Here is a 21,703-nt window from a genome sequence, read left to right as displayed (position 1 = left end):
ACCTATCCTTTCACTCCACCAACTGTCATTCCTTGTGTTAAACGTTTCTGCACCATAATATATAAAATTAATGTAGGAAGCATGACGATTACCATACCTGCGTACATTGGTCCATAATTAACTGCTGAACGTTCTGCAGCCATCAAATTCAATAAACCTACTGGCAATGTTTGATTGCTTGCTGGCATTAAAGTCAATGCTAATATATATTCATTCCAAAACAATAAAAAATTAAATAAGATAACGATCACGATACTTGGTGCTGCCATCGGAAACATAACGGAAAACATCGTTCGATAATAGCCTGCACCATCGATACTTGCTGCTTCTTCAAAATCAGATGGAAGTGTTTTGAAATAGCTGGATAATAGATAAATCGTAAACGGTAAAGCAGTGGAAGCATAAATCAATGCCAACATAAACCTGTTATTTAGTAACAGGTCATTTCCTAACATAGTTTTTAAACCCGTATCCCAATCTAATAGCATTAAGAAAATCGGCACTGCGATATAACTAACATTAATGAACAATCCTGCTTTGACAATGGAATTAATGAAACCATTTCCTCTAAATTCAAATCTGGATAATACATAAGATGCTGGTAAAGCTACTAGTAATAAAATGAGTAAAGCCATTGCTGTAACCAGTACCGAATTTAATAAATACTCCCCCATTTGCGCTTCCTGAAAAGCTTCGACAAAGTTGGCAAGATGAACTCCTTCTGGAAGTGACCAAGGACTGCCATAAAACTCCTTATTTTGCTTAATCGAGGCTAAAAACACCCAAGCGACTGGAACAATAATTGACACTGCTAATGTTACTAATGCAACATAGATAAATATCTTCATTAACCCGTCCAGACTCATTTTTTTCGAGTTTTTCATTGTCCATTCAATCCTCCTTAATACTCCAATACATCTCGTTTCGTTATCCTGCTGACAATCGCTGCTAATAAGAAGGAGAACAGAAATACAATAACCCCTATAGCCATTCCGTAACCAAAGGTAGAGTTACCATATGCCTGAGCATACATGTACGAAAGGAATACTTCTGTTGAACCATCAGGTCCTCCGCCTGTCATGGCTTTCACTAGCAAGAAACTTAAATTAATCGTACTAATAATAAAGAAAGTTAGCGTTGTTCGAATGTTGTTCCAAACTAAGGGTAAAGTAATACTAGTAAACTGTTTCATTTTACTTGCTCCTTCTAACGAAGCTGCTTCATAAAAACTTGGTGGGATTGCCGCCATACTTGACATATACATCACCATATAATATCCGATCGCCTGCCAAACTAAAGCTGCAGCTAAGCTATAAATTACAATTTTTTGATCGCCTAACCACATTTGTTGGAGATTTTCTAGGTTAAACATATCTAAAATACTATTTAATAGCCCACCGGACGGATCATAAACTGCGGAAAAAATCCCTGCGATAACAACAATTGATAAAATATTTGGGATATAAAAAATGATCCTGAAAAAATTTCCTCCCTTTACTTTTTCTTTGGTTAAAATGGCTGCAAAAAATACGGCAAACGTAAAAGTCACCATGGCAACGACGACGATAAGAAAAATCGAGTTTTGAAAAGAACGAATAAACGTCATATCATTCCAAAGCAATTTAAAATTATCGAAGCCGACAAATTGCTGCGTATTGGAAAATCCACCCCAACTGTAAAGTGACATTCGGAAAACTTCAAATGTTGGCATAAACATGAAGACGAATAATAAAATTAGCGCCGGCATCATGCAAACCCCAATAAATATCTTACGTGATTTCGATTTGCTCATTTTCCCACCTCTCTCTAGTACAAAACGATTAAAGTGTGCTCCATCATATTTCGACATTAACATTCCAACTATTTCAAACAGAAAGTAGATTTTTTACGTTATTTGTCGTAAGACAGATTTACTACGAACCATCCCACTAGCATTTTTAACAATTTCTAAAAAGGTATCTATTTCAATCTTCAAAATAGCGTTGAGTCGTTAATGGTGTGTGCACTGCAATGAACCAATACGGGCAACCCTCCCTATCATGCTTAACACATCGATGCTGAGGGAGAAGGGCTGCCCATGAAGACTCTAAATAACTGCTCGTTTTCTTTGTTACGAAGTGAGCGAGTATGCTTTAGTCAACGGATTGGTTGGTTATCGTTTTCATAAATTTACTTACAATGGTATACTGTTAATTCATAGCTGATCTTAACTTATCGCTTACTTCTTCAATTTTCTTCTGCCAATCTTTATACGTCATTTCACCACTTATAACACTATCAATACTTCCGTATAACGTCTCACCCATATTTGCACCTGGAACTGGTTTCGTTGATGCAAAAGTTCCCATCGCTGGAAGTACGTCTTTAGCCTCATAAATGCTATAGAATGTTTGTTTTTGACCGCTTAATTTTTGGGTAATGTCTTTAATTGGTTGTACAGCTCCAGCTTCTAAAAACGTATCAGCAGCTTCATCGGAATACATATATGCAATAAATTCTTTAGCGGCTGCTTTGTTTTTCGCCTCTTTTGGAATCCAAATTTGTTCAAAGAAGGTAAATGCATAGCGATCGCCATCATCTTCAAATGCTGGAATAGAAGTCATCCCCCATGCAAAGTTTTCTGCTCTTGGAGCTTCTTTCATTTCATCGACAACCCAGTTACCATTTGGCATAAACAAAGCTTTATTGTCTAACACAAGCTGCTGGTTTTTGGTAAAATCATTTGGATTTGCATTTGCTACAGTATTTGGATGTATATATTCTGCCAATTTTTCAACCGTTTTTAATACTTGTGCCGATTCTTTAGATTCCCAAATACCATCTTTATATGTCATAGCTGAACTATAAAAATCAGTTCCTCCAGCAGCGTACAGCATAGAACCGATTAATGTATCAAAGTAGTTACTTGTTGGATACGTAAATAAGGAAATACCTTCTTTCTTAGCTTTATTACCTAGTTCCCACATTTCATCCCACGTTTTTGGAACTTCCCAACCTTTTTCTTCAAATAGACCTGCATTGTAGAATAAACCTGTAGGACTGTAGAACATAGGAGCTAAATAAGTTTCTCCATCTGCATAAGGATTTGTAGCAAGTGTATCTGTAAATCCTTCTAATAATTTTTCATTTACAGTAGCCTTTTCTCCAGGTATTTGCATATCTAATACATCGGTGATATTTTCAACTCCATTTTCTTTAATTAAAGTTTCCGTTAAAGCTTCTTCTCTATTTGTAGCTAACAATAACACATCTGGATAGTCACCAGCCTGCATATTTGGTCGCACCACTTCTTCCAGATTCTTTTCGATTTGTAATTCAACAGTTACATCTGGGTTTACTTTTTCATAGGATTGAATAACGTTTTCCCACATTTCTTTACCATAAGCCGATTCTAATGCGGCTACATGTAAGGTTGTTTTTTCGCCGCTGTCTCCTTTAGCCTCTGACTTATCTTCTGCTTGATCCTTATTTGAACACGCCGTCAATGTAAAAATAACGAAAATAATGGAAACAGTTAACAAAAACTTCACTCTTTTCATAATGGAAGCCCCCTGTTTTAAGTTAGTTTTCTTGCTTATCTTTATCGTACATATATAAAAACGCTTTCACAATAAACATGTTGTCTACTTTTTTAGGTTTGTTGCTTTTTATAAGTGACCCCTATAAAATATACGGTAGCAGTTGAATATATTAACAAAGGATAAATAGTCTAAATTACTAACATTTGCTTTAACACAAGACGAGGCGATTATCCATATTGACATAATTCTTTTTTTGACAGTGAAGATTTTCTTATACTATAAACCAAAAAAATTTTATAATTTCCTAGACAAGAACAAAGGCGGAGAGCGCTCGTTTAGCAACGTAGCGAATGGAGCGAATCATTTAAAGTTTTAGGAATCATGGAGAGGCACGAACCAATGATGACTTATCGTAGGGCGATTCGTGAAGTCGCCTAGTTGCTGGGCGCTTGCGCCGGACGTGGCTATTCCGTTATATCCGTATCCCAAAGCCAAAATTTTTATACTTTCTTATATTTCAAAATAAACCCCATTACAAACTTATATCTCAAAATAAACCCCTTACAAAATTTTTGAAAATGGTGTTCAATAGTAATAGAACTATTTGTTTACTATTTCACGTAAAAGCTTTGCTAGAAAGGAGGTAGAATAGAGTGTCATATGAAATCTATCAAATTAAGGATTCCAAGCAAGAAAAGCCACCATTTAAACTTCTATATATTACCCATTCCACGTACGATAAAGGTTGGCATAGTACACAGCATACACATCATTTTTCCGAGTTATTCTATATCGTGAAAGGAAAAGGATCATTCGTACTTGTTGGTCAAGAAATTCCGATTAAAGAAAATGATTTAGTCATTATCAATCCAAACGTCGAGCATACGGAGAAATCCAACTTGCATGATTCACTTGAATATATTGCTTTAGGAATAGAAGGTCTATTCTTTAGCAGTGCGGATAAGGGGAACCATCTAGGCTTGTATCGTTTTCAAGTGGATCGAAACAATATGCTGTTTTATTTAAACAAGCTATTAGAAGAAATACAGTTATCTAAAGAAAACCATGAAATTATTTGCCAAAACATCATAGAAATCATGATTATTCAACTTCAAAGAGACAAAAAGCTTACCATTAATCAAACAGAGTCGCCGAACGTTAATAAAGTTTCCGCATTTATTATGTATTATATTAATCAGAATTATCGCGATAACATCACATTGGATAAGCTGGCAGAAGCCGGGCATATAAATAAGTATTATTTAGCACACATGTTTAAAAAGGATATGGGGATATCACCAATTGAGTATTTAAACCGTGTGCGAATTAAGGAAGCAAAGCTTATGCTAGAAACAACAGATTACTCTATTGCACATATCTCTGCTTTTACTGGTTTTTCATCCCAGTCTTTTTTCACGCAAGCATTCAAGCGATTGACTAAACAAACACCCTCTAAATACCGAAAGAAAATGAGAACGAATTCATAACTTGGTCAACTTCTTCCGTAACTAAAAACTGTAATTTTGGTTATCTCCAATTTTGTTCTCATGTTCAAATATAGGGTATATCGTGGTCTTTGAAATTTAGATAAATATATTGACTATTTTGAGTTTTGGTTTATATTGTATTTGTCAAAATATATTTTCAGGAGGAAAGACGTGAAAAAATTTTTTCTTATCTTACTTGTTTTTAGTTTGCTTTTCACAACCAACGTTGCTTTTGCTGAAAGTATTTCTAGTGAAACAACAAACTCCTATGACGCTTCAAATGAGAAAAATTATATTACGTATGATTTAGAAACACAATCCAAATCAACTGTAAAAATCAAAGACACTACACATCTTGGAAATAAAAATTTGTATCACCAGAAAGAAAAAGGCATGTGAATTAGAAAAATTTAATATTAAAAACTTTATTGATCCCAAAAAAACTACTATTGACCCATTAACAGGTAAAGAAAGAGGTAATACCAATTTTCCTTATGATATTATAGGACCTGATGGTAGACATAAAGTACAGGATGCATCTATTATGCCTTATCGGGCACAATCTTATATCCAATTTGAAAATCTTACAAGCGGTTGGTCATGTTCAGGTGGTGTGATTTCGGATGATCTAGTTGTTACGAATGCTCATTGTGTTGATCGACAAATTTTAAGAGCTACAGTACTTCCGGGAGTCAAAGATTCTTCTTTCTCTTATGGTTTTTATAGAGTGACGGCAAATTATGTATCCTAAGGAGTATAAAGAGGGTGCTTCGTCCCAGTACGACTATGCTATTTTAAGGGTAGCACCTGATTCTAACGGAAACGACATTGGAAACAGAGCTGGAGTGTTATCTTTTATTGAAGCGGGATCAATTACTTCAGGCACTTTATTAAAAACGTATGGATACCCAGGAGATAAAATGGCTGAGACTAAGGTCATTTCTTTATGGGGAATGGAAGGACATTCAGATACATTTACCGATTCTATGTTACTTTTTTACAATATGGATGCGTATTTCGGACAATCCGGCTCACCTGTTCTAAACGTTTCTAATCGAATGTTGCAATTCATAACGCTAGTTACACATGGAATCCTTCAAAACGAGTAATTAATGGCGGACCTAAGATAAGAAGAGATTTTACAAATTTATTTAACTATATGAATAATCTATAGAACTAATAAGGGTGGTTAAGGGTGGTACGCTTGGATATATATAGACCATCATTTAAAAAAGTTATATTAGTCTTTTCACTTGTTGTAATACTCACACTGTTTATTCATGAATGTTCGACTCAAACAAGAATAACTCTCCCAGCAGAAGACATTCCTACTAATCATACAACCGTGGATGGCTATATAGCATCAATTAGGTTAAACAAGATTTTGATTTCTGATGAACCAATACGTTTAAAGGAAAGATTATCAGGTTACATTACTTCTGACTATGGACCTGGGACTATTATTATATCAAAACATGAAGAAATTGATAATAAGAATATTTTTGCCGGACTTAAAGTAAATCAAAAAGTAAACGTATATGGTGACTATCTGAGGGAATCCAATCCCGCTAGAATTTATGCATATAGTATTGAAGTATTGCCGGATGAGTAATATATTATAAAAGGAAAAATATCAAGTACCTTCAATGCGTGAGAGATTTCCCGTTGGATATTCGTATCAAGAACTATCCATATGGAGCATTTAGTATTACAGCACATGTTTGGAGATAAAGAGAAAAACCGCATGAAAACAGTTTCTCGCAAAACTTTCATTTCATGCGGTTCCTTATTGTGATATTGTATAAGTACATATTTTCTTCTCTTCAGCTTATACAATATTCGTAGTATGAGTATGCGTAACTACTTCATTTATCTCTATTCCTCTACGGTTTCAATTCGTAAATTATCCAGCAAAAATGTACCTTCTCCAGTATCCCCATTTAATGATGTACCGTCATTAAAAATCCCGATATACGTTTGGTAATTATCTGACCCTTTTACGGTAAAGGTTACTGTTTTTGTATGGTTTGCTGACAATAATTTTTCATTTACTTGAATCCCTTCCGCTTTATTAATGTCACGAACATCAATTGCCTTATTACCAGAGATAAATCGATAAGAGTTGGATGTTGTTTGATAATCAAACGTTACTTTATACGTTTTTCCCGCTTCAAAATGGAAATGTTGCGGTATGGTACGATACACGAGACCTTTATTACCTGTATTTACTTTCAGCGACCAATTTCCAGCTAATACATCATCGACTACTTTTTTGCCTGCCCAGCCTTTTTGTGTATATGGGGCATGAAGCTGAGACAAATGAACTCGGTTATCTTCAACGCCTTCTGTATTACCAACGACGAACGGATAAATACCTTGCGCAACAGATTCGAAATCTTGTTTAAACATATTTGCAGTTGGCCAGTTATTCAAGTTTTTTTGGACAATGCGAATATCATCAAATTTCGTAATTCCTTCTCCAGCTTCTCGACTTAAGATCAATTTCGCAGCTGATTTTTCTGCTGTAAATGCTACTTGCATACGCTGCATCTTGCTATTATATCCGTCGTTAGTGGCATGGGAATCAGCTTTCACATAATTTTTTTGCAAGCTACGATACGTATAATTCTCTACATTTTTCTGCTTACTACCTTCAATTTGAATACCTGCTTTTACGTCACTATTATTTTCTACATAAACTTCTGCAACATAATCTTTTCCCGGCTCTAAATTACTAATTTTCTTCGTTACTTTAGAGTCTATGGTTGGGTTTGTAAATTGCAAATAGTAATCGCCACTGCTTAAATTCCGTTGACTACCTCTTTGATCTGTTCGTTTCACATTAACTGATTTTTTATCGCCTGAAACCTTCGTATGCTTCGTTTTCAAAGTTCCAGCATTGAAGCCTGTATCACTAACATGTGCAGTTTCACTCCACTCTTTCACTTGAACACCTTTTGTTTGCTTTGCCTCAAGAACATACGGCGTTGCTGGCTCAGCGTTTAATGTGATTGTATTATTTTCGACTTGGACCTTTTGCTTTTTTGCTCTGCCTTGATCGGTTAATTTATAAACATATATCTTAGAAGCATGCTTATATTCATCAGGCAGTTTCCAGGTTGTTTTACCTCCTTCCAAATTCCAGTGATACAATTTCTGTGAATCTGGTGTTGGGGTTTCGAAATCCTGCTCTACCCAAGGCAATAAATAGGTGTGACCATCCAAAACAACTTGACCGTTAAGCGTTATCATTCGTTCTCTGGAGTTGTCCTTCCTCGTTACTTTTACTATATCGCCGTTGCTAGGATCATTCAATGTAATTTCCTTTTCTAAGTTCGTTTTTGCGGGATCACCATTTGTCGTTTCCCAGTTCATTACGTAGTATTTTTGTAAGAATTTAGTCGGGACGTTTGTATCAAATGTCATTTTAATAAATTGGTCAAAGTTTTTATCGGATTGCCATCCTTCAAAGCCAGCTAGCTCAAAGCCACCAAGCAATGGATGATCTGCTGTTCCACCAGCTTCTGGCCAATTCAATACCCACGAATCCTTTTGATGGTTGCTAATAAATCGAAGTACTTCTGAATTAATCCCTTTATCAGTTGGTCCACCATAATTTTTATCAGTAGCCCAGTGCTGCCAAGTTGAATGATTAGCAATAGCTGTTCCAAATTCTGTTGTCATTCTCCAGCCTCGATCCGCAAATTGCTCAGCTACTCGGTTTGATTCCCATTGATCCTGATACCATACATCCAAATAAATAAAATCTAAATGGGGGACGTTTTCCTTCAGTTCATCTAAGCGCTTCGCTCGTGAACCGGTGTATAGATCTTTTAATTTATCAATCGTGTATGACTGATCTAACCAGCCCCACCCTTTTGCATCTGGTCCATTAATGAGTGTTTCACTGAACGATTTTGCTTCAGGATAAGCTTCTTGGGCATTAATATGCACTCCAAAATCAGCATTGTACTTCTTTCCTTCTTTGATAAGTGTGTTGATATCTTTTATACCACCCATCTTTTCACCAACATCGCCGTAATCTGGATGACCGCTATCATGTCCTTCGTTAGCGTAGCCTTTTAATAGAACTGCTTGTCCAAGTCCATCCGTTGCTAATGCAACTTTTTTCACATTATCCAATGTTTTTAAAAATGGTTGTTGAGCGTGAGAGCCAAAGTTCATTGCAATTCTGGTCCCTACTGTATTATTAACCGTTTCAGCACCTTCTACTTCGGGAAGTAAATCTCGGTATTCAATCGCTGCATCCTGCCAATTAACTTGATTATCTCCATTGATATTTTCTGCGATAACCACTTTAACTGTTGGCGTATTAGAAGAAGGTTGCTCCATAAAGTCGCGGTGATAATATAAAGTATTTGAGCCAATTCCCACAGCCTTGTTACCGTTATCATTTTCATAGTGCCGTGCAATAAGATTTCGATAACCATTTACTTCTGAGCTCGACCATACGCCTGCACTAAGTTCATTAGTCGACAAAAATGCAGTGTAGTATCCAGCTTTTGTTCCAATACCTTTCATAGCGGAATCTACTTTTACAGTAACATCTCCTAATTTTGTTACATCACTACTTAAATTCGTTAGCTTTGCCTCTGCGTCTTTTTGTGTATCATTCACAGAAATAAAATTCAAGTTAGCAAATTCTATTGTTTCAACATGGACATCTGTTTTGGAATCTACCTCCTGTACTTGGTAAATAACTTGATTATCGTCTACTTTTAATGAAAGCTTCATATTAACGTCAAGATCCTCATGTTCATCTTGTACTTGAAGGGAATAAACAGCTTCATTCTTACTTACCTTTTCAAACTGTACTTTCGGATAGTAAAGCATATTATTTATCTTTAATCCATATACAGGTGTTTCTTGCCCATGCATGATTTTTCCGTCTACATCATATTTGACCACTCGAGGATATACCTCATCTACAGTTACATTCATATAGTCTGAGCGTAACGTTTCTAATACAGGTTCCTCACTCGGTGGCTTTGGTGGCACATATTCTTGAATTTTTACATTTGATATCGTTATATTTGCCTCACCACGACTTTTTTCAAAACCTAGTAAACCTGGAGAATCCACGCCTTCTGGTTGTACCCAAGAGCCTATTTTTTTACCATTGATATATAAACTTGCTGTATCATCGATAAATTTGACACGAAGTTTATATGTTTTATTCGCTTCCAATGGTAGGCTGCTTGTCATAGAAGTCCATTTATTAGCAGGACCGAACACTTCACTAAAATACTGATCATTGTTATCTCCAGTCCCAACATACGTATAAGCAGAAGCATCTTGAACCCGATAAATAAAGCCAAAACGTTTTAAGTCTGTATCGGCTGTAATATCTGCCTCAAAAATACCGTCCTTTATTGTAGGCATATTATGATAGACAATTTTGTTTTTTTGGTATGATGTTACACCGTACGTTACAGATCCATCACTGTTATACGTAAGCGTTCCATCTCCTTGCAAAATTTCAAAGTCTCCTTCTTCTAGCTTTGTGTCTGTAATTTCAACTGCTTCAGCTCGCCGCTCAACATTAGATGACTTGTTAGTTTCTTCAGCCTTTTCATCTGTTCCTGTATCCAATTGTTGAGCCATAACTCTAGATGGATAAATACTTGTTAACCCTGCAAATACCAACATCAACACAGTAAGAAAAATAACTAGTTCCGTTTGCAAACTTTTACCCAAAATAGCCAACCTCCTCTAAATGTCTATGCTTGTACTAGCACTATGTTAAGACTATTCTTAGTAAAACGCTTACACAATAGGGATGTTGTTTGATTTTTTATAAATATTGTTTTTATCTGAAAAAACCACGATTAAAGAACTATTATCTCTCCCCTTCTAGTCCAAAAGAATTACATGAATTGTTGTTGTTATTTGCTGCTAGTAGAGCAAATTTTTTCACATAGCAAATGCGAATTTTTCGCATAGAAAGTATAGCTATTTCATGAAATGAATCTACAAATAGCCCGATTTTTTTCTTCATCTTATAGGTAATTCGTTAAAGCAGCTTGACTCGCAGTTGATGCCATCACAAAAAATTTTATCTTTTAGTATGGAAAGGCACTTCTACAGTTATTTTTATGCAACGCTTGTAGTTTCCTATCTTAATAAAAAATCGTGTACTTGTCTAAAACAACCTGACATGTACACGACCGAATTTCAACATTGATTTACCTTAATTTTCATATCCATTTGGATGACCAACATGCCAGTTCCAGGCATCTTGAATAATTTTGGTTATTAACGTGCGCTCAGGATTCCAGCCTAATATTCTTTTAGCTTTTTCCGAGGTAGCAATTAATGCACTCGGATCACCAGCTCGCCTTTTACCGATTTGCGCAGGTATTACTTTACCTGTTACTTCTCTTGCAGTATGAATAATTTCTTTTACTGAAAATCCTTGACTGCTTCCTAAATTGAATACATTACTTTCTCCACCGCGTTGCAAGTAATCTAAAGCAAGCAAATGGGCAGCAATTAAATCTTCTACGTGAATATAATCACGAATACATGTACCATCTTCCGTATCATAATCATCCCCAAAGATGGTTATATGATCACGCTGTCCTAAAGCTGTTTGCAACACAATAGGGATCAAATGTGTTTCCGGTTGATGATCTTCGCCAATTTCTCCAGTTTCACGGGCGCCCGCAACATTAAAATATCTTAACGATACATAGTTTGTTCCATGCGCTTTTTCTGTCCATTTCATCAGCTTTTCCATCGTCAGTTTCGTTTCCCCATAAGTGCTTGTCGGATTGGTAGGCATGGTTTCAGTTATTGGCACTGCTTCTGGCTCCCCATATGTAGCAGCTGTAGATGAAAAGACAATCTGCTTCACGTCATATTCTGTCATGACTTGTAATAAAACTTGTGTACCGTACACATTATTATCAAAGTATTTCAAAGGTTTTTCCATCGATTCGCCGACAAGGGAATTGGCAGCAAAATGAATAACAGCCTCAATCGATTCGTTAGCGAAAACCGTTCGTAAAAAATCCTGGTTACGGATATCCCCTTGATAAAACGTGGCTTTTGGATGAATCGCTCCTAGATGACCGGTTTCTAAATTATCTACAACAACTACTTCTTCCCCTTTATCCATTAATTGATATACCGCATGTGAGCCGATATAGCCAGCGCCGCCTAACACCAATATACTCATACTCATTCTCTCCTTTTGTATGAAATATGTGTTCAAAAAAGAAGATAAACCAGTTAAAAAGCTATCTTATTTTTTCTTTATTATACGCATGTATCGTATAGTTTTTGGTAAATTAACCTTCTATTACCTTCAACCGACTAATTTAACCGATTTTTTTGAACACCTTTCTTGACGTACACGTTTTCATTATAAATCTTCTTTAGAGATATTTCACCTATCACCTTAAATTGCTTTAGTTTCTACAAACAACATAGTTCTTTATTTATACTAGAAGCATTTCCACTTTCCTAATCACAAAAGCATACAGATCGCTGTTTATCTTTCTTAATAATTGGATTTTACAAAGATCAGCTCCCATTTTAAAATATATACTTCTAATTCTCTGTTTGATGCATATATATCATTGGGTGCAGGAGTAAAAACAAAATGAGGAGGAATAATGCATTGCCTAACACCATTTGTAAAAGAAATATCACCATGAACATAGAAGACATTTGGAGATTTATCAGTGATCTTAATAACTGGGCACCATTGGTTCCCGGATATGAACAACATAAAATGATCGATCATGAAAAGTCCATCTGGGTTTGTAGGGGAAAAGTCGGAACCTTTCAAAAAACCGTTCATTTAACTGTCATGATTACAGAGTGGGCGGAGCCGAACAAGATTGCATTCACATTATCTAGTAGCAATAAACAGCTTACAGGCAAAGGGACTGTTTGTGCAAACAAGCTGAGTAACAGCGAAACAATTATCATTTTCTCACTTACGATTACCGCAAAAGGCTTAGCCGGGAAAATGGTAAATGGTTCTTTACGAGCGTTTTTACCAAAATTAACGAGCCATTTTATCGATAATATGATTTTGCAAATGCAAACAAAAAAGCCATCTGCTATTGCCTATTCCCTATAAAATGAACCTTCCAGCAGTGGGGGTTGTCAATCACCCCACGACTTATTAGTAGCCCAAGAGTATGACGTAAAGGCCACTTACGAAATCGGACATTTAGATGCTGTTATCTCCTTATTAGACTTGTTGCAGTACACAGATTATCCGACTTCTAAAGTCGCGTACTTTACAGCACCCTATACAGGATAAACTATAGTGATTAGCGAAGAAACTTGTGTACGTTTTTGAAATTTACACTAGTTCTTTGCTAGGTCTGACTATCATACTAGTTCAGCTCGTCCATATTTTCCTACCTTTCTATAAACCAAAGTCGACAGTCTATATCCTTCATGTTAGAATGATATCCGTGTTACTTTGCTTTTTAAAGAGAGGGAATTATGTAAATGACGACAATTACAAAAAAAATGAATCCAACAGTACTCGCATATTCACAAATTATTATTGGTGCTACACTGGTAGGTTTAGCTTATAATATCTTTTTACTACCTGCTAAATTAGCAGCAGGTGGCATATCGGGTGTTAGTACGATTCTTTTTGAATTATATCAAATTAGCCCAGCTACGGTTCAATTTTTAATTAATATTCCGATTTTTGTTATCGGCTGGATAGCGTTAGGAAAAGATTTTAGTTGGAAAACGTTAGTAGGTACATTTTGGGTCCCGTTCATTATCTGGTTAAGTGCAGATACCCCAATAACTTTAACAAATCCTTTACTTAGTGCGATCTATGGTGGGATTATCTTGGGCGCTGGCTTAGGCATTGTGTATAAAGGGAATGGCTCGACTGGCGGTACAGCTGCTATTGCACAAATTGTAAAGAAGTTTACAGGCTTATCCAGCGGCTACTCTCAATTAATCGTTGATGGCTTAGTAGTCATTTCTTCTATTGTCGTATTCAACTTGGAATTAACACTGTTTGCCTTAATGTGTATTTATATTACAAGTAAAACGATCGATATCGTTCAGCTACAAACATCGGCTACAAAATTGATCATGGTTATTACGGATAACGAAGAACGAATTCAATCACTGATTCGTAAGGAATTGGATCGAGGTTTAACAAAAGTTCGATCGATTGGCGGTTACTCTGATAAAAAGAAGACAATGATTCTGTGCGTTGCTGAACAACAAGAAGCAGTTCATTTAAAAAAGATTCTGCAACGCGAAGAAACCGATTCGTTTGTTATCTTCTTAAATGCCTCTGAAATATTAGGTCGAGGATTTTCTCTTGATAAGTATTATGGGCAGAAGCTTTAGCCCCAGAGGAAGCTGAAGAGACCTGCGAAAAGCGAAGTATGTTGACATAAAAATTAATACAAATAAGCCGAACAATGTGATAAATGGATTGTTCGGCTTTTGCTATATCGTATTTACTTATATCCCAGCCTCGCCACTTGTTTTTAGCCGCCAGTGACGTGCACTTGGTTATCCGGTTTATTATGAATAAACAAGCTCGCGGTTGGATGATTTTTCAGCCAGCTGTTGTATTTTAGGCATGGTACTAATATCCATATTTCCTCCACTTACAACGACGCCACAATGTCGGGAGTTAATCTGCTTGTTATGGGCGAATAAGGCAGCAATTGCCGCAGCTCCCGCTCCCTCCATCAATGTTTTATTTCGTTCCAGCATATAAACAATAGCTGAGGCAATGGTTTCGTCTGAAACAGTTACGATATCATCCACATATTCTCGAATGATTGGTAACGTTCGTTCACCTGGTTTTTTGACTGCAATTCCCTCTGCAATGGTATGAACAGAGTGAAGATTTTCTATTCTACCAGTATGATAACTTTTATAAATAGCGTCAGCCCCTTCAGCCTGTACACCAATAATTTTCATGTTACGATTTACATGTTTTGCTGCAACAGCGATTCCGCTAATTAATCCACCACCACCTATTGGAACCAATATAGTATCAATGCGATCCTCTTGTCGCAATAATTCCATCGCAATTGTACCTTGACCAGCCATAACATCATAATCGTCAAAGGGGTGAATGTATTCAGCTCCTGTCTGCAATTGATGTTGAAGAGAAGCTTCATACGCTTCTTGAAAAGTTTCTCCAGATAAAACGACTTGAGCTCCATAATTACGCGTTGCATTTACTTTTGCTAGTGGTGTTTTCTCAGCCATAAAAATGGTTGCTTTTGCCCCTAACTTAGCAGCCGCATAAGCTACTCCTTGAGCATGGTTTCCAGCTGAAGCCGTGATAACGCCCTTATCCAATTGTCGTTTCTTTAACTGCATTAATTTGAATGTAGCACCTCTAAATTTAAAAGCACCTGTTTTCTGCTGATTCTCCATTTTAAAATAAACATGTTTCCCTAAAAAATTATTTGTCGTTTGTGATGTTAATAAAGGTGTTCGATGAACAAGCGGAGCAAGTCGCTGCAACGCATTATATACCTTTTCGCCTGTTAAGCAATCCCCAATCTCTCCACACTCCTTATGGAAACTATCATTTTCCTCTTTTGTAAGTTTCATTTTAGCTCATACTTTCTTCATACTGCGCAATTTTTTCTTTGAGTTGTAGAGTTAACGCAATATCGTCCCAACCATTGATTAATTTTTCCTTATGATAAGAAGGAATTTCAAATGGATAGACCATATCTTGCTCGGTAATTTGCTGATTCTCCAAGTCTACATCTAATATAAGTGCTTGCTGATCGGCTTTTTTCATCCATTGATTCGCCTGCTCTTCGGTAACCTGAATAACAATTATGCCGTTTTTTAAAGCATTATTATAAAAAATATCTGCAAAACTCGGCGCTATAATAACGCGAAAACCATAGTCTAACAAAGCCCACGGAGCATGCTCCCTAGAAGATCCACACCCAAAATTTTCGCCTGCTAGTAAAATCGAGGCGTGTTCGTAGCGTTTCTCATTTAGATTAAAGCCTTTACGCAACTTTCCATCATCATCAAAGCGCCAATGATAGAAGAGATATTGCCCAAACCCTGTTCGTTCAATCCGCTTTAAAAATTGCTTGGGAATAATTTGATCCGTATCTACATTTGTTCGGTTCAAGGGATATACCAATCCTTTATGCCTTTGGATGACTTCCATTGCTTCCCCTCCTTCTTCGTAAATTTTCACTGCTTCGAATGCCTGATTTACGCAAAACTATCGGACATTATTTCCGTCGTTTCTTAGTCATTAAAGTGCCTCTTCAATTGGCAGAGACTTTTTACCGCTGACGACTAGTACCGCGAATGTATGACCTTAAGATACAGAACAGAATCGAGTATTCGACTTGCAGGTAGCTCCTCTCTATTTATCCTCCCAGGTTTACCTCAGGAGCATGTAATGGCAGTAGGTCTTACTGCCATTACATACCGGATAAAAGAGCGCCTTTTCTTTTTAACGCTGTGCAATTGATGAAGTTAGCCTATTACCAATGCCGGTGAATTTCTTACAGCAGTTTCCATTTTATAAAGTAATTTTCGCACTTGCATAATCACGTACATCTACAAAGTGTCCTTCAATCGCAGCTATGGCTGCCATCTCTGGACTGACAAGATGAGTCCTAGCTCCATTTCCCTGTCTGCCTTCAAAATTCCGATTGGAGGTAGAAGCACAACGCCCGCCTGGGGGAACAACATCATCGTTCATAGCCAAGCACATGCTACACCCGGCATCACGCCATTCAAACCCTGCTTCCAGGAAAATTTTATCAATTCCCTGCTCCTCTGCCTGCAATTTTGTACTGAATGAACCTGGTACAACGATTGCCCGTACTTCTGGATGCACTTTTTTGCCTTTTACAATGGAGGCTGCTTTTTGCAAATCGCTTAACCGAGAATTTGTACATGAGCCGATAAAAACATGGTCAATATGAATCGATGAAATCGGCTGATTTTCAGACAACCCCATATAATCAAGTGCCCGCTTCACATCTTCTGGATACGCTGTTTCGTCTATCCTCGGAGTCGAACCACTTACAGGTACACACATGGAAGGATTGGTTCCCCATGTTACTTGTGGCTCCACTTCATCCCCACGAATGCTCACATAATGATCGTATTCTGCCCCGTCGTCTGTAGCTAAAGCGAGCCATTGTTGAGCTACTTTTGCAAATTCCTCTCCTTGTGGTACATGTGCTCTTCCTCGCAAATACTCTACCGTCGTTTCGTCGGGGCTAATCAATCCTGCACGCGCTCCAGCTTCAATCGACATATTGCAAATTGTCATCCGCCCCTCCATGGATAGATTTCGGATCGCTTCACCCGTATACTCTATAACGTAACCCGTTCCGAAACGAACACCAAACTTAGCGATTATTGCTAAAATTAAATCTTTGGCAGTGACACCTGGCCCCAAATCTCCTTCTACATGAACATTTAATGTTTTTGGCTTCTCCTGCCATATGGTTTGTGTAGCTAAGACGTGCTCTACTTCACTCGTGCCAATTCCAAATGCAAGTGCACCAAAAGCACCATGTGTGGACGTATGACTATCCCCGCAAACAATCGTTTTCCCAGGTTGCGTTAAGCCTAGCTCCGGACCAATTACATGGACAATCCCCTGATCAGGATGAAACATATCGGCTAAAGGAATATTGTTTTCCATACAGTTTCGCCGCAATGTTTCCATCTGTTTACGAGAAACAGCATTCTTAATAACATCCCTATCCTTCGTTGGCACATTATGATCCATGGTGGCATATGTCAAATCTGGACGTCGTACTTGTCGATTATTTATTCGCAGTCCTTCAAAGGCCTGTGGGGAAGTTACTTCATGAATTAAATGCAAATCAATATACAACAAATCTGGTTTCCCTGTTTCCCGATGAACGGTATGCTGCTCCCAAATTTTCTCGATAATCGTTTTTGCCTTTTCCAATTTTCCACCTCCTCTACATTATGCATAGGAATTACAAATACACTTTGATGCTTCATTCGTCGCTAAGTTTCCAATTACCAAGTCTGTCATTTCCACTGTACCGACAACAGTGCCATTTTTAATCATTAAATCAGGTGTATGGTAGCCCTGTTCTAGTGTCGTTTGAATGGCGCTTTCGATCTCGTCTGCTTCCTGTTCCATCCCAAAGGATTGACGTAGCATGGAACTGGCAGAAAGAAGCATGCCGAGCGGATTTGCAATCCCTTTTCCAGCAATATCAGGTGCAGAGCCATGAACAGGTTCATATAGGCCTACCCCGTCTGTTCGAACACTGGCGGAAGGGAGCATGCCTAACGATCCAGTCAGAACAGACGCTTCATCACTTAAAATATCGCCAAACATATTTTCTGTGACGATGACATCAAATTGCTTTGGATTCGTAATTAACTTCATGGCTGCAGCGTCTACAAGTAGATGGTTAACAGTGACATCTGGGTATGCTTTGCTCTTTTCTTCTACCATCTCTCGCCACATCCTGCTTGACTCCAACACATTCGCTTTATCCACAGAGGTTACATGCTTCCTTCGTGTTCTCGCGGTTTGAAAAGCTTTATCAATAATTCGCTCTATCTCTTGTTGGGTATAATATAACGTATCAACGACGGCATTTTCTTCCGGGATTCTTTTTTTCGGCTCACCAAAATATAACCCACCTGTCAATTCACGAATAATGAGAATATCACTCCCATTAACAAGTTCTTCCTTTAATGGGGATGCATGAAGTAATGGACGAAACGCTTTAATCGGCCGTAAATTGGCAAATAAGCCTAACTCTTTACGAATACTCAATAACCCCTTTTCTGGACGTTGGTCTCCAGGTAGTGAATCCCATTTTTTACCTCCAACTGCACCTAGTAAAACTGCATCTGCTTTTTTGCAAGCTTTAATCGTCGCTTGCGGCAATGGCAATTGACCTTGATCAATCGCAGCACCTCCTATAAGCTGCTCGGAAAAGGTAAAATGATGGTTAAAATTTTCTGCAATCACTTGTAGGACACGTACAGCAGAATTCATAATTTCTTTGCCAATTCCGTCACCAGGAAGAACAACAATCTGCTTATTCATACATCCTTTCCCCTTTTCTAATGAGATTTCACAATTTCTTTCTTCCCTGCATTCACCCGTTGAATAATATACCGATTCACTGCATTTAAATATGCTTGCACGGAAGCCTCCATCACATCTTGTGCTGAACCTCTGCCATTAACGGTTTCTCCATTAACCTTTAGTTGAACACGTGATTCTGCTAATGCATCTTTTCCGCCGCCAACAGAGTTAATTTGATAATCAATTAATCTTGTTTCTTCCTCGGTTAGCGCTTCTAACGTCTTATACAATGCTTCTACACTTCCTTGACCCGTACATGCGGTTTTCACCTTTTTTCCCGAAGGTGTTCTTAACTCAATGGCAGCTGTCGGGATATTATTGGATCCATATTGCAGTTGAAACATTTCCAACGAATATTTATCCACTGCAGACGTATTTGTCTGGATTTCAGTTACAATCGTAAAAATGTCATCATCGGTTACTTCTTTTTTATGGTCAGTTAATCGCTTAAACGACTCAAACGCTTTTTTAATATTTTCCTCTGATAGCTCCATACCTAGTTCCTTAAGCTTATCTTTAAAAGCATGACGACCAGAATGTTTTCCTAAAAACAACGTATTTGCATGGACACCTACTAGTTCAGGAGTAATGATTTCATACGTGGAAGCATGCTTTAACACGCCATCCTGGTGAATTCCTGATTCATGTGCAAACGCATTTCTTCCAACGATCGCCTTATTTGCTTGGATATACATTCCTGTCAATTTTGCCACCATATCACTCGTTCTTTTAATTTCTTGTAATTTCAAGTTCGTTTGATACGGATAAAAGTCGGAACGAATTTTTAGAGCAACAGCAATCTCTTCCAAGGAAGCATTACCGGCTCGTTCCCCAATCCCATTCATGGTTCCTTCAATTTGTGTTGCCCCATTTTCAACAGCAGCAATTGAATTCGCAACTGCCATACCAAGATCATTATGACAATGACAGGAGAGGATAGCTTTATTGATATTTGGGACATTTGAGCGAATAAACTGAAACATATCTCCATATTCTTTGGGCGTTGTATAACCAACTGTATCTGGCAAATTAATCACTGTAGCCCCAGCATCAATCACTTTTTCAATGATTTGTGCTAGAAAGCTCCAATCAGAACGTGACGCATCTTCTGCTGACCACTGTACTTGTGGAAATTTTTCCTTTGCATAAGCAACCATTTCTTTTGCTGTTGCAATCACTTCATCAGGAGTTTTTTTTAGCTTATACGTCATATGGATGGGGGATGTCGCTAAAAAGATATGAATACAAGGTTCATCTGCCTCTTTTAACGCTTCCCATGCAATGTCAATATCGGATTTTACTGTTCGTGCCAAAGCAGTGACGGAGGTGTTTTTAATCGTATCCGCAATGGACTTAACTGCTTGAAAATCGCCTTCAGAGGAAGCAGGAAATCCTGCCTCCATCCGATCAACGCCTAACCGCTCTAACTGTTTCGCGATTTCTAATTTTTCCAATTTGTTCAGATTGACACCAGGTGACTGTTCTCCATCTCGAAGTGTGGTATCAAATATGTTAATTCGTAACATGAACATGCACATCCTTTTGTTTATTTTGCTTCGCTTGTAACGGTTCTGAAACAAAAGGCATTAATGCTCGTAACTCCTTTCCTACCTGTTCAATTGGGTGCTGATTCTCTTTTGCATTAATTGCATTAAACTGTGGACGATTCGCCTGATTCTCTAAAATCCAACCTTTAGCAAAAGCACCTGTTTGGACGTCTGTTAAAATTTCTTTCATTCTAGCTTTCGTTTCTTCGTTCACTACGCGTGGACCTGATACGAAGTCGCCCCATTGAGCCGTATCCGAAATCGAATAACGCATGTTTTCCAAGCCACCTTCATAAAGAAGATCAACGATAAGTTTCATCTCGTGCAAGCATTCGAAATAGGCTACTTCTGGCTGATAACCTGCTTCTGTTAATGTTTCAAACCCTGCTTTAATTAAGCTCGTAACTCCTCCGCATAGCACAGCTTGCTCGCCAAAAAGATCCGTTTCTGTTTCTTCTTGAAAAGACGTTTCTAGCACCCCAGCCCGAGCCGCACCAATTCCTTGTGCATAAGCCAAAGCAATTTCTTTTGCTTTTCCAGAAACGTCCTGATAAATGCCATAAAGTGCTGGAACTCCTGCTCCTTCTTCATACGTACGGCGAACTAAATGCCCTGGTCCTTTCGGTGCTACGAGAAATACATCGACATGGGACGGCGGTACGATTTGACTAAAATGAATGTTAAATCCGTGTGCAAACGCAAGTGCATTTCCCGCTTGCAAGTTTGGTTCAATGCTTTCTTTGTATACAGCTGTTTGCAACTCATCCGGCAACAGGATCATAACTACTTCTGCCTGTTTTACAGCCTCAGCTACGGAAAGGACAGTGAACCCATCCTCTTCTGCTTTTACTTGAGACTTCCCAGGTCTAAGTCCTACAACAACATCCAAGCCGCTTTCTCTTAAATTCAGGGCATGGGCATGACCTTGTGATCCATATCCGACAATCGCAATTCGCTTATCCTTCAAAACCTCTGTGTTTACATCCTGCTCATAAAGTACTTTTGACATGTTTGTTTCCTCCCTTT

The 21,703-nt window shown here is 37.8% G+C and carries 18 protein-coding genes; 7 read left to right on the top strand and 11 right to left on the bottom strand.

Annotated elements, in window-relative coordinates:
• Positions 1-2: 2 nt before the first annotated feature.
• The 3 genes from D1839_RS02105 to D1839_RS02095 form a co-directional block, all read right to left on the bottom strand.
• Positions 3-884 carry a carbohydrate ABC transporter permease gene (locus tag D1839_RS02105; protein WP_183030187.1) on the bottom strand — a complete coding sequence of 294 codons (882 nt, stop codon included), beginning with the start codon at positions 882-884 and terminating at the stop codon, positions 3-5.
• Between the two features lie 17 nt (positions 885-901).
• Positions 902-1,792 carry a carbohydrate ABC transporter permease gene (locus D1839_RS02100; protein ID WP_120378233.1) on the bottom strand — a complete coding sequence of 297 codons (891 nt, stop codon included), beginning with the start codon at positions 1,790-1,792 and terminating at the stop codon, positions 902-904.
• A gap of 397 nt (positions 1,793-2,189) precedes the next feature.
• Entirely contained in the window at positions 2,190-3,539 is a 1,350-nt protein-coding gene (locus D1839_RS02095) for a carbohydrate ABC transporter substrate-binding protein (RefSeq protein WP_120378232.1), read from the bottom strand.
• A 635-nt stretch (positions 3,540-4,174) separates the two neighbouring features.
• Between D1839_RS02095 and D1839_RS21065 the strand changes: the two genes are divergently transcribed.
• The 5 genes from D1839_RS21065 to D1839_RS02070 all read left to right on the top strand — a co-directional run bounded on the left by D1839_RS21065 (position 4,175) and on the right by D1839_RS02070 (position 6,620).
• On the top strand, positions 4,175-5,008 hold the full coding sequence (locus D1839_RS21065; RefSeq protein ID WP_120378231.1) for an AraC family transcriptional regulator: 834 nt from the start codon (positions 4,175-4,177) through the stop codon (positions 5,006-5,008).
• A gap of 171 nt (positions 5,009-5,179) precedes the next feature.
• On the top strand, positions 5,180-5,407 hold the full coding sequence (locus D1839_RS02085; protein ID WP_120378230.1) for a hypothetical protein: 228 nt from the start codon (positions 5,180-5,182) through the stop codon (positions 5,405-5,407).
• Positions 5,364-5,759 (top strand): trypsin-like serine protease, encoded by a 396-nt coding sequence (locus D1839_RS02080; protein WP_120378229.1) that lies wholly within the window; start codon positions 5,364-5,366, stop codon positions 5,757-5,759. The genes D1839_RS02085 and D1839_RS02080 overlap by 44 nt, the downstream gene beginning before the upstream one ends.
• A complete protein-coding gene (locus D1839_RS02075; RefSeq protein WP_120378228.1) occupies positions 5,749-6,117 on the top strand; it encodes a trypsin-like serine peptidase in 369 nt (122 codons plus the stop codon). The genes D1839_RS02080 and D1839_RS02075 overlap by 11 nt, the downstream gene beginning before the upstream one ends.
• Positions 6,118-6,203: 86 nt before the next feature.
• Positions 6,204-6,620, top strand: a complete 417-nt coding sequence (locus tag D1839_RS02070; protein WP_120378227.1) for a DUF3221 domain-containing protein — start codon at positions 6,204-6,206, stop codon at positions 6,618-6,620.
• Positions 6,621-6,883: 263 nt separating this feature from the next.
• On the opposite strand, the gene D1839_RS02065 is transcribed toward D1839_RS02070, so the two are convergent.
• Together D1839_RS02065 and galE are read right to left on the bottom strand one after the other, a co-directional pair.
• Positions 6,884-10,726, bottom strand: a complete 3,843-nt coding sequence (locus D1839_RS02065; protein ID WP_199689900.1) for an endo-alpha-N-acetylgalactosaminidase family protein — start codon at positions 10,724-10,726, stop codon at positions 6,884-6,886.
• A gap of 493 nt (positions 10,727-11,219) precedes the next feature.
• A complete protein-coding gene (galE, locus tag D1839_RS02060; protein ID WP_120378226.1) occupies positions 11,220-12,209 on the bottom strand; it encodes a UDP-glucose 4-epimerase GalE in 990 nt (329 codons plus the stop codon).
• Positions 12,210-12,635: 426 nt separating this feature from the next.
• On the opposite strand from galE, the gene D1839_RS02055 reads away from it, so the two are divergent.
• Positions 12,636-13,121, top strand: coding sequence for a CoxG family protein (locus tag D1839_RS02055; RefSeq protein ID WP_120378225.1), 486 nt, complete (start codon positions 12,636-12,638; stop codon positions 13,119-13,121).
• 380 nt (positions 13,122-13,501) lie between these two features.
• The gene (locus D1839_RS02050; RefSeq protein ID WP_199689899.1) at positions 13,502-14,374 is read left to right on the top strand and encodes a YitT family protein; all 873 of its coding nucleotides are present in this window, start codon (positions 13,502-13,504) and stop codon (positions 14,372-14,374) included.
• Positions 14,375-14,554: 180 nt separating this feature from the next.
• Here D1839_RS02050 and ilvA read toward each other — a convergent pair whose 3' ends face one another.
• The 6 genes from ilvA to ilvC all read right to left on the bottom strand — a co-directional run bounded on the left by ilvA (position 14,555) and on the right by ilvC (position 21,686).
• Complete coding sequence (gene ilvA, locus D1839_RS02045) at positions 14,555-15,604, bottom strand: threonine ammonia-lyase (protein ID WP_120378224.1); 1,050 nt, start codon at positions 15,602-15,604, stop codon at positions 14,555-14,557.
• A 1-nt stretch (position 15,605) separates the two neighbouring features.
• Entirely contained in the window at positions 15,606-16,187 is a 582-nt protein-coding gene (leuD, locus tag D1839_RS02040; protein WP_120378223.1) for a 3-isopropylmalate dehydratase small subunit, read from the bottom strand.
• Between the two features lie 363 nt (positions 16,188-16,550).
• Positions 16,551-17,963: a 3-isopropylmalate dehydratase large subunit gene (gene leuC, locus D1839_RS02035; protein ID WP_120378222.1), complete on the bottom strand. Its 1,413-nt coding sequence runs from the start codon at positions 17,961-17,963 to the stop codon at positions 16,551-16,553.
• 18 nt (positions 17,964-17,981) lie between these two features.
• A complete protein-coding gene (gene leuB / locus D1839_RS02030) occupies positions 17,982-19,088 on the bottom strand; it encodes a 3-isopropylmalate dehydrogenase (RefSeq protein WP_120378221.1) in 1,107 nt (368 codons plus the stop codon).
• Positions 19,089-19,105: 17 nt separating this feature from the next.
• Positions 19,106-20,656: a 2-isopropylmalate synthase gene (locus tag D1839_RS02025; protein WP_120378220.1), complete on the bottom strand. Its 1,551-nt coding sequence runs from the start codon at positions 20,654-20,656 to the stop codon at positions 19,106-19,108.
• On the bottom strand, positions 20,643-21,686 hold the full coding sequence (gene ilvC / locus D1839_RS02020) for a ketol-acid reductoisomerase (RefSeq protein ID WP_120378219.1): 1,044 nt from the start codon (positions 21,684-21,686) through the stop codon (positions 20,643-20,645). The genes D1839_RS02025 and ilvC overlap by 14 nt, the downstream gene beginning before the upstream one ends.
• Positions 21,687-21,703 lie beyond the last annotated feature (17 nt).

The sequence above is a fragment of the Roseburia sp. 1XD42-34 genome, assembly GCF_009917385.1.
GTDB lineage: Bacteria > Bacillota > Bacilli > Bacillales > Amphibacillaceae > Virgibacillus.
The sequence above is the reverse complement of the archived record's forward strand: the minus strand, read 5'-3'. Positions and strand labels throughout refer to the sequence as shown.

Excerpts from the sequence above, each read along its gene's own strand:
- D1839_RS02105 (WP_183030187.1), bottom strand. The coding sequence starts at position 884 with ATGAAAAACTCGAAAAAAATGAGTCTGGACGGGTTAATGAAGATATTT.
- D1839_RS02100 (WP_120378233.1), bottom strand. The coding sequence starts at position 1,792 with ATGAGCAAATCGAAATCACGTAAGATATTTATTGGGGTTTGCATGATG.
- D1839_RS02095 (WP_120378232.1), bottom strand. The coding sequence starts at position 3,539 with ATGAAAAGAGTGAAGTTTTTGTTAACTGTTTCCATTATTTTCGTTATT.
- D1839_RS02075 (WP_120378228.1), top strand. The coding sequence starts at position 5,749 with ATGTATCCTAAGGAGTATAAAGAGGGTGCTTCGTCCCAGTACGACTAT.
- galE (WP_120378226.1), bottom strand. The coding sequence starts at position 12,209 with ATGAGTATATTGGTGTTAGGCGGCGCTGGCTATATCGGCTCACATGCG.
- D1839_RS02055 (WP_120378225.1), top strand. The coding sequence starts at position 12,636 with ATGAGGAGGAATAATGCATTGCCTAACACCATTTGTAAAAGAAATATC.
- D1839_RS02050 (WP_199689899.1), top strand. The coding sequence starts at position 13,502 with ATGACGACAATTACAAAAAAAATGAATCCAACAGTACTCGCATATTCA.
- ilvA (WP_120378224.1), bottom strand. The coding sequence starts at position 15,604 with ATGAAACTTACAAAAGAGGAAAATGATAGTTTCCATAAGGAGTGTGGA.
- leuD (WP_120378223.1), bottom strand. The coding sequence starts at position 16,187 with ATGGAAGTCATCCAAAGGCATAAAGGATTGGTATATCCCTTGAACCGA.
- leuB (WP_120378221.1), bottom strand. The coding sequence starts at position 19,088 with ATGAATAAGCAGATTGTTGTTCTTCCTGGTGACGGAATTGGCAAAGAA.
- D1839_RS02025 (WP_120378220.1), bottom strand. The coding sequence starts at position 20,656 with ATGTTACGAATTAACATATTTGATACCACACTTCGAGATGGAGAACAG.
- ilvC (WP_120378219.1), bottom strand. The coding sequence starts at position 21,686 with ATGTCAAAAGTACTTTATGAGCAGGATGTAAACACAGAGGTTTTGAAG.